We start from the raw sequence: 7,998 nt of genomic DNA, 5'->3' as shown, positions 1-7,998 counted from the left end.
AGTCAGTAACATCTATACGACAAGCCGACGCTGACGTGGTTTGAAGAGATTTTTGAAGAGTATTACTCTGTGCAGAGGGGAAAGTAAAAAGGTGCTTGGAAGACCAAACACCTTTTCGATTATTCATTTTCTTCTGTTACAAATTGACTAAGCAGTCCGTTGATAAAGCGGGCTGATTTTTGATCTGAAAAATTCTTAGCAAGTTCAATAGCTTCATTGACTGCTACCAGCTGAGGTGTATCAAATGATGTGATTTCAAAGATACCCAAGCGTAGTAAGTTTTTTTCGACCAAGGTCAAGCGTTCAACTGTCCAGCCTGACTTGAGGTGCTGGTTGATTTGTTTATCCAACTCGTCTTTTTGTGCTTGAACACCAGAAACCAAGTTCAGAAGAAAGGCAGGGATTTGCACATCTGCATCTTCACGGTCATGTGTGTAGGCAAAGCGACAAGCTGTTTCCATATCTGTACCGAATTCAAGGCTCATGAGAGCTTGAAAAGCGCATTTACGAAGTTCGCGTCTAGATTCTAATAATGGACTAGTCATTGAGGAAGTCCTCATTAAATAGATCTTTCAACTCTGGTTTAGGTGTTTTGTCTGGAACAATTCCTGTAACATGGATATTGACAGCAGAAAGTTCCACATCAGCCATATCATGGACAGCATCTTTGACCGCTTTTTGAATAGCAAGAGCTACTTTTGGTACCTTCACACCGTACTCAAGATAGAGGTAGATGTCAGCAGTTAGTTCTTCGTTGCTTTCTTTTAAGTAGACGCCACGACCAAGAGAGAGTTTTGATAGGGTATCAGATACGGATTTATTTGAAAATGAGTGGACACCATCAACTTTAGCAGTTGCGATGGCAATGATTTTTTCAAGTACACGTGGAGCGATAACGATTTCGCCAAATTGTTCTTCAATTCCCATAGAATGACCTCTTTCTAGAGATTAGGCACGAGAAACGTAAGTTCCTTCTGCAGTGTTGATGATCAATTTTTGTCCAGCTTCAATGAAGTCTGGAACGTTGACAACAAGTCCAGTTTCCATAGTCGCTGGTTTACCAGAACCTGTAACAGTAGCACCTTTGATAGATGGTTGTGTTTCAGCGACTGTCAATTCAACAGTAGTTGGTACAGTTACACCGATTACTTCAGTTCCGTAGAATTGAATTTTCACATCAGAGTTTTCAAGGATGTAAAGCAATTCATTTTCAACGTTCACGACTGGGATTTCGTATTGGTCGTAAGTTTCAGTGTTCATGAAGTAGGCAGTTTCATCCATTTTGTACAAGTATTGAGCTGGAACAGTTTCGATAATAGCTTGTTCAAATTTTTCTTCTGGACGGTAGCTTGTGTCAAATGTAGAACCAGTACGGACATCACGTAATTTCATACGCATGATTGTGTTCCCTTTACCTGGTTTGTGGTGGCTAGCTTCCAAAACGCGGATCAATTTTCCGTCTGCAGTTTCAAATGTCATACCAGCTTTCAATTTGCTTGCTTCAATCATGTTTTTACCTCTTTAATAAATATTATTACTCTTCATTTTACCATAAAATCTTCTGGAAATAAAGCCAAAATAGTTATTGGGATTTGGTAGGAGCGAAAAAAACCAACCTTAGGGCTGGTTTCTTTTACATATTACTCTTCTTTCAACTTTGCCAATTCTTGGGCAAGTAGTTTAAGGGCGACTTGTGGGTTGGCTTGGCCTTTGGTTGCCTTCATGAGGAATCCTGTGAAGGCTTTGTCTGCGTTACGTTTTCCTGACTTGAAGTCGGCAACGGCAGCTTCGTTATCGGCAAAGACTTGGTGGATGATTGGGATCAGGATTTCAGGATCTGAGATTTGAACCATACCTGCTTTTTCCACGTATTCACGCGCGCCACCGCCATTTTTAGCCAGGTGGACAAAGACTTTCTTGGCAATCTTAGAAGAGATAGTACCGTCTTCGATGATGGCAATCATTTCAACCAAGTTTTCTGGTGTCAATTTGATTTGTTCAAGTGTCTTGCCTTCGGCATTCAAGAACTGAGCGACTTCACCTTGGAGCCAGTTAGAGACTTGTTTGGCATCACCACCTAGGGCGACAGCTTTTTCAAAGAAGTCAGAGGTGACTTTGTTAGCAGTCAACTGGCTAGCATCGTAGTCTGACAAGCCAAGGTCAGAGACGTAGCGAGCACGGCGTTCTTTTGGAAATTCTGGTAACTCTGTACGCATTTCCTCAATCCACTCATCTGAAATTTCAAAGAGAGGTAGGTCTGGTTCTGGGAAGTAGCGGTAGTCTGCAGCACCTTCTTTGACACGCATGAGGATGGTTGCCTTGTTAGCTTCGTCGTAACGGCGTGTTTCTTGACGGATTTGACCACCTGAGCGTAGGATTTCAGCTTGACGTTGGACTTCGTATTCAAGACCTTTGCGAACGTTTGAGAAGGAGTTGAGGTTTTTCAACTCAGTCTTGGTACCGAATTTTTCTTGACCATAAGGACGAAGAGAAATATTAGCATCCACACGCATAGAACCTTCTTCCATCTTGACGTCAGAAATGCCAGCGTACTGGATAACTTCCTTGAGGGCTGTTAGGTAAGCATAGGCTTCTTCAGGAGAACGCATGTCTGCTTCAGATACAATCTCAATCAAAGGCACCCCTTGGCGGTTGAGGTCAACGTAAGAGTAGCCATCTGTACCGTGGGTGTTTTTACCAGCGTCTTCTTCTAGGTGGGCACGTTCGATACCGATTTTCTTAGTTGTACCATCTTCTAGCTCGACTTCAATCCAACCGTTATAACCGATTGGCTCATCAAACTGAGAAATTTGGTAGGCTTTGGGATTGTCAGGATAGAAGTAGTTCTTGCGGTCAAAGTGCATCTTTTTATGGATGTCCATGTTGAGGGCAAGAGCAGCCTTGATTCCGGCATCGACAACACCTTTGTTGAGAACCGGAAGTACTCCTGGGAAAGACCAGTCAATCACGTTAGTGTTGGCGTTTTGGTCATTTCCGAAGTGGGCAGAAGTAGGTGAGAAGATTTTTGAATTGGTGTTGAGCTCTACGTGGACTTCAAGTCCAATGACTGTTTCAAAGTTCATTAGTTATCACCTCCAAAAATCACGGGTTGTTGTTTGTGGTAGTCTGTTGTTGCTTCAAAAGCAGCAGCAACTTGGTAAATGGTTTCCTCAGAGTACTTAGGACCAATCAATTGCAGACCAACAGGTAGACCTTGAGAGAAGCCAGCAGGAATCGAAATTCCTGGAAGACCTGCCAAGTTGACTGGGATGGTCAAAAGGTCAGCCAAGTACATGGCAACTGGGTCATGGTTGAGTGAGTCTAAGTCATAAGCAACACTTGGTGCAGTTGGTCCCAAAATCAAGTCGTAATACGCAAAGACTTTTTCGAAATCTTGAATGATAAGGGTACGGACTTGACCAGCTTTCTTGTAGTAAGCATCGTAGTAACCTGATGAAAGACTGAAAGTACCTAGCATGATACGACGTTTCACTTCTTCACCGAAACCTTGGCTACGGCTGTTTACATAGATTTCATCAAGATTTGTCGCATCCTCTGCGCGGTAGCCGTAACGGATACCGTCAAAGCGTTGCAAGTTTGATGAAGCTTCAGATGAAGCAATGATGTAGTAGACGGCAACCCCGTATTTAGAGTGAGGAAGGCTGACTTCTTCAACGATAGCACCAAGTTTCTCAAAGTGCTTAGCAGCATTAAGAATAGTTTCCTTAACCTCTGGGTCAATTCCTTCACCGAGGTATTCCTTAGGCAAAGCGATTTTCATGCCCTTGATGTCTTGACCGATTTTTGAAGTAAAGTCGGCGATTCGGACAGGAGCAGAAGTAGAGTCTTTAGCATCTTCGCTGGCAATAGCGTTGAGCAAGAGAGCATTTTCCTTAACAGTAGGAGCAAAAGGTCCAATCTGGTCTAATGAGCTACCAAAGGCAATGAGCCCGAAACGTGAAACTGTTCCGTAGGTTGGTTTGAGACCAACGATCCCGTTGAAAGCGGCAGGTTGGCGGATAGAACCACCAGTATCAGAACCAAGTGATAAGCGGACTTGTCCTGAAGCTACAGCTGCAGCAGAACCACTTGATGAGCCACCAGGAACCTTGCTGTGGTGCCAAGCATTTTTAGTTGCTCCGTAGTGTGAAGTTTCACCTGAACCACCCATGGCAAATTCGTCCATGTTAGTTTTCCCGACGACAATCATGCCTTTCGCTTTTGCATTGGCAACCGCAGTCGCATCAAAGATTGGCTCATAGTTGTAGAGCATTTTTGAGGCTGCAGTTGTGAGAATACCGTCTGTAGAGATATTATCCTTAACTGCAAGTGGAATTCCTGAAAGGACATTATTCGCGTCAATTCCAGCTTCATCAATAGCTTTAGCTTGAGCAAGGGCTTGCTCTTCAGAGATGGTAACAAAAGCGTTGATAGCTGTCTCGCGAGATTTGATATCTTCAAGCGTAGCTTGTGTCAATTCTGTTGCTGAAATTTCCTTAGAAACAAGGAGATTGTGCAAGTCTTCAATGGTTTTATTGTTGAAAGTCATTAGGCATCTCCTCCATCGTCTAGGATAGCTGGTACCTTGATATAATAGTTATCTTTTTCAGGTACGTTTTTAAACAAGCGATCGCGGTCTGTTCCTTCTTCGGCCACATCAGGTCGGAGTACAGTCTTGCGGTCAGCCATAGTTGTAGTTGGTGCGACACCAGTTGTGTCAACTTCGCCTAGCAACTCAACCATGTCAACAATCTTAGACAAGGTAGTCGCAAAGGCAGCAGTTTCTTCTTCAGAGAATCTTAATTTTGAAAGATTGGCAACGTGTGTTACCTCTTCTTGCGTAATTTTCATCTTGCATCCTTTCGTGAAATGATGATTTTTAGTCTGTTCTATTTTACCATATTTTCCTATAAATAAGGGAGGGATAAGTGAAAAGAAATAGAAATTGAAAAAAATGCTAAAATCCGATATAATGGAGTGTTGAAAGGAATGGTAAAATCCAATGTAAAAATCATTCTTAGCTATCGAAACAAGAAAAATAGAGAATCAAAGAAAGAGAACTTATGAATATTCAAGAAGAAATTAAGAAACGCCGTACCTTTGCCATCATCTCCCACCCTGACGCGGGGAAAACAACCATTACGGAGCAGTTGCTTTACTTTGGGGGTGAGATTCGTGAGGCTGGTACGGTGAAAGGGAAGAAAACAGGGACTTTTGCCAAGTCTGACTGGATGGATATCGAGAAGCAACGTGGGATTTCGGTTACTTCATCTGTTATGCAGTTTGACTACGATGGCAAGCGCGTGAATATCCTCGACACACCAGGGCACGAGGACTTCTCAGAAGATACTTATCGTACCTTGATGGCGGTGGATGCTGCGGTCATGGTCGTGGATTCTGCCAAGGGTATCGAGGCCCAAACCAAGAAATTGTTTGAGGTTGTGAAACACCGTGGCATTCCAGTCTTTACCTTTATGAACAAGCTAGACCGTGACGGACGTGAGCCACTGGACCTCTTGCAAGAATTGGAAGAAGTCTTGGGAATTGCTAGCTACCCTATGAACTGGCCAATCGGGATGGGGAAAGCTTTTGAGGGTTTGTATGATCTCTATAACCAACGCCTGGAGCTCTACAAAGGGGATGAGCGTTTTGCTAGTCTAGAAGATGGGGACAAGCTTTTTGGTAGCAATCCTTTCTACGAGCAAGTCAAAGATGATATTGAACTTTTAAATGAAGCTGGAAATGAGTTTTCAGAGGAAGCTATCCTTGCTGGAGAATTGACACCTGTCTTCTTTGGTTCAGCTTTGACAAACTTTGGTGTGCAGACCTTCCTTGAGACCTTCCTCAAGTTTGCTCCAGAACCACATGGACACAAGAAAACAGATGGCGAAATTGTGGATCCTTACGACAAGGATTTCTCAGGATTTGTCTTTAAAATCCAAGCCAATATGGATCCTCGTCACCGTGACCGTATTGCCTTTGTCCGTATCGTATCGGGTGAATTTGAACGTGGCATGAGTGTCAATCTACCTCGTACTGGTAAAGGGGCTAAACTGTCGAATGTCACTCAGTTTATGGCTGAAAGTCGTGAGAATGTGACCAATGCCGTGGCAGGTGATATTATCGGGGTTTACGATACCGGTACTTATCAGGTTGGGGATACCTTGACAGTTGGGAAAAATAAATTTGAATTTGAACCCCTACCAACCTTTACCCCTGAAATTTTCATGAAAGTTTCTGCTAAGAATGTCATGAAGCAAAAATCCTTCCACAAGGGAATTGAGCAACTGGTGCAAGAGGGTGCCATTCAGCTTTATAAAAATTACCAAACAGGCGAGTACATGCTGGGAGCTGTAGGTCAACTCCAGTTTGAAGTCTTCAAACACCGTATGGAAGGCGAATACAATGCGGAAGTCGTCATGAGTCCAATGGGTAAAAAGACCGTTCGTTGGATCAAGCCTGAGGATTTGGATGAACGGATGTCATCAAGTCGCAATATCTTGGCCAAAGACCGTTTTGACCAACCAGTCTTCCTTTTTGAAAATGACTTTGCCCTCCGTTGGTTTGCGGACAAGTATCCAGACGTAGAGTTGGAAGAAAAAATGTAGATCGCCAAAGTTACTTGATTGTGTAACAATCTAAGTAACTAACGCCAAGTTTCTATGGAACTTGGCTAGGCGCTCCACTAGTAAAGTTTTACGAATAATATCGATTCGTAAAACTTTCCGTCGTAACTGGTAGTGAGTGGCCTAGCTAACTGCTTTACTAACTACGTTTGGCAACTAGAATCGATTTGCCAAACTCCGTGTCGTAATCTAACAATCGGTAACCTTTATATTGGTTGATTTAAATATTCTAATAAGAGAAGTCCAGGAATGCTCATTCTTGGGCCACAAATAAAAGAAAACTTCAGATATTCACCTTTTGTGGATTGGTCTGAAGTTTTCTTTTTTACTGTCCATATTTTTGGTAAAAATCAACTTTGACTTGGATGAAGGTTTTGGCTTCACGTAGGAGTTGAAGAAGGGTGGCGCGGGTTTCAAATTCTTCTCTTGTTTTGGGGAGACTGCGGTTGCGAAAGACTTCTAGATAGCGTTCAATTTCATCTAGTAGATCAGAAGCAGGATTGGTCTGGCTCAGTTGACCGGCAATTTTTGAAAAGAGCTGTGCTAAAATCAGACTTTCGCTGGCAGCTAGGTGACAGGTGTTGATTTGCTGGGCCATATTTCGCAGGATACGACTTTGTCGCTGTCTCATCTCAAAGTAGTGGATATGGTAATCGGTCTGGTGAAAGAGGTGATCAGAGTGATCTAGATAGACTAGTTTGAGGGCTTTTTCCAAAAGAGTGTCTAATTCTTCCACCAGCTGTGCTCGGTTGCGTCCATCCCCTCTGGATAAATAATATTTGAAGCGTAGGAGGATATCTTTTAACTTTTCTTCCACCAGCGTGTGGTAGTACTGGATTTCCTCTTCTCGTGAAGGCATGTAGAGATTGACCAGTAGGGCAAATCCTGTACCGATAGCAAAGAGAAGGAGTTCATTGACTAGAAGGTCTGGAGAGGTTGACTCTTGTACCAATAGGTGGCTAACCAAAACAGTGCTTGGTGTGATACCAATTTCCCAGCCCATCTTGTAGGCTAGAGGAACGTATAGAGCAAGATAGAGGCCAAGGCTCCAGATATGAAATCCGCTCAAGTGAAAAGCCAAAACCCCGATAACAAGAGCCAGAAGCATGGAAAAGAGCCGATTGCGGGCCAGTTTTAAAGTACTTCTACGGGTATCAGATAGGCTCAAGAGGGCGATGATTCCAGCCGAAACTGCTGAGGAAAGATTGAGAAAATAAGCAAGCAGGCAGGCAAGGCAGGTAGCTAAGATGAGCTTGGTCGTACGTTGGCTGATAGACATAAGAATTTCCTAGTAAGTTATACTCTTCGAAAATCTCTTCAAACCACGTCAACGTCGCCTTGCCGTATAGATGTTGCTGACTTCGTCAGTTCT

The 7,998-nt window shown here is 43.2% G+C and carries 8 protein-coding genes; 1 reads left to right on the top strand and 7 read right to left on the bottom strand.

The features are described from left to right. Positions 1 to 119: 119 nt before the first annotated feature. From nusB to gatC, 6 genes are all read right to left on the bottom strand, one after another. Positions 120 to 545, bottom strand: coding sequence for a transcription antitermination factor NusB (gene nusB, locus HT724_RS05870; protein ID WP_049511552.1), 426 nt, complete (start codon positions 543 to 545; stop codon positions 120 to 122). Beyond that, on the bottom strand, positions 538 to 927 hold the full coding sequence (locus HT724_RS05865; RefSeq protein ID WP_023938546.1) for an Asp23/Gls24 family envelope stress response protein: 390 nt from the start codon (positions 925 to 927) through the stop codon (positions 538 to 540). Before HT724_RS05865 ends, nusB begins: the two co-directional genes overlap by 8 nt. A gap of 21 nt (positions 928 to 948) precedes the next feature. After that, positions 949 to 1,509, bottom strand: a complete 561-nt coding sequence (efp, locus tag HT724_RS05860; RefSeq protein ID WP_000568643.1) for an elongation factor P — start codon at positions 1,507 to 1,509, stop codon at positions 949 to 951. A 131-nt stretch (positions 1,510 to 1,640) separates the two neighbouring features. Continuing rightward, positions 1,641 to 3,083 (bottom strand): Asp-tRNA(Asn)/Glu-tRNA(Gln) amidotransferase subunit GatB, encoded by a 1,443-nt coding sequence (gene gatB / locus HT724_RS05855; protein WP_173275553.1) that lies wholly within the window; start codon positions 3,081 to 3,083, stop codon positions 1,641 to 1,643. After that, a complete protein-coding gene (gatA, locus tag HT724_RS05850) occupies positions 3,083 to 4,549 on the bottom strand; it encodes an Asp-tRNA(Asn)/Glu-tRNA(Gln) amidotransferase subunit GatA (protein ID WP_173275550.1) in 1,467 nt (488 codons plus the stop codon). Before gatA ends, gatB begins: the two co-directional genes overlap by 1 nt. Further along, positions 4,549 to 4,851 carry an Asp-tRNA(Asn)/Glu-tRNA(Gln) amidotransferase subunit GatC gene (gene gatC / locus HT724_RS05845; protein ID WP_000705419.1) on the bottom strand — a complete coding sequence of 101 codons (303 nt, stop codon included), beginning with the start codon at positions 4,849 to 4,851 and terminating at the stop codon, positions 4,549 to 4,551. The genes gatA and gatC overlap by 1 nt, the downstream gene beginning before the upstream one ends. Before the next feature lie 212 nt (positions 4,852 to 5,063). Here gatC and HT724_RS05840 point away from each other — a divergent pair, with 212 nt between their 5' ends. Then, positions 5,064 to 6,608, top strand: coding sequence for a peptide chain release factor 3 (locus HT724_RS05840; protein ID WP_001025437.1), 1,545 nt, complete (start codon positions 5,064 to 5,066; stop codon positions 6,606 to 6,608). A gap of 343 nt (positions 6,609 to 6,951) precedes the next feature. Here the strand turns inward: HT724_RS05840 and HT724_RS05835 are convergent, their stop codons facing one another. Next, positions 6,952 to 7,905, bottom strand: coding sequence for an aromatic acid exporter family protein (locus HT724_RS05835; protein ID WP_173275547.1), 954 nt, complete (start codon positions 7,903 to 7,905; stop codon positions 6,952 to 6,954). Positions 7,906 to 7,998 lie beyond the last annotated feature (93 nt).

It is taken from the genome of Streptococcus sp. k-402, assembly GCF_013277515.1.
In the GTDB taxonomy this organism is placed as follows: domain Bacteria; phylum Bacillota; class Bacilli; order Lactobacillales; family Streptococcaceae; genus Streptococcus.
The sequence above is the reverse complement of the archived record's forward strand: the minus strand, read 5'-3'. Positions and strand labels throughout refer to the sequence as shown.